Annotated in this window: 1 protein-coding gene; it reads left to right on the top strand. The window is 65.6% G+C overall.

All coding sequences use genetic code 11. From position 1 onward, the window contains the following. The first annotated feature begins 93 nt into the window (after positions 1-93). Positions 94-771: a GntR family transcriptional regulator gene (locus LOZ83_RS39650; RefSeq protein ID WP_236797092.1), complete on the top strand. Its 678-nt coding sequence runs from the start codon at positions 94-96 to the stop codon at positions 769-771.

A 771-nucleotide genomic window follows, 5' to 3' on the forward strand; every position in this document is an offset into this window, starting at 1 on the left:
TCGGTTGGCATGGTGTCTCCGGTGTTGGTGTGTGAGGCCAGCATCACTATAGTGGTCACTGTAGTGTAAGTGTGGTGGGGAGAGGAGTCGCTTGTGTCCAGGACTGCCGCGGCGCGGTGGACGGTTGTGTATGAGAACCTGCGTGGCCGGATCCTGACCCTGGAGCTGGCCCCGGGGGTGAGCCTGACCGAGAGCCTGGTCGCCAAGGAACTCGAGGTGAGCCCGACGCCGGTGCGTGACGCGCTGGGACGGTTGTGTCAGGACGGTCTGGTCGAGGTGGTCAAAGGGCGTGGCTACCGGGTCGCCCCGCTGACCGTGGCCGACATCGCCGAGATCTGCGACCTGCGGTTCGTGATCGAAAGCGGGGTACTGCGCCTCGCGTGTGAACGCATCGAAACCACTGACCTGGAACCGTTACGCGAGTTGTCCCGCCTCACCGGCGACGCCACGGTCGGCGCCCGCGAACTGATCCGCCGCAACCAGGACTTCCACGTCGCGATCGCCCGCCTCGCCGGCGGCCGACGCACCGCCGACGCCCTCGAACGCGTCATGGACGACTCCACCCGCATCTTCCACCTCGGCCTCACCACCTTCTCCTCCGTCGGCATGCAACCCACCCACGACGCCATCATCACCGCCATCGAAACCCACAACTACACCCAAGCCCTCGAACACTGCCGCGAAGAATGCTTCGGCACCAACGAACGCGTCCTCACCCAACTACTCCGCACCCGCGGCACCACCATGCTCACCGGAACCCTCACCCCCTGA

It is taken from the genome of Amycolatopsis sp. GM8, assembly GCF_021653975.1.
GTDB lineage: Bacteria > Actinomycetota > Actinomycetes > Mycobacteriales > Pseudonocardiaceae > Amycolatopsis_E.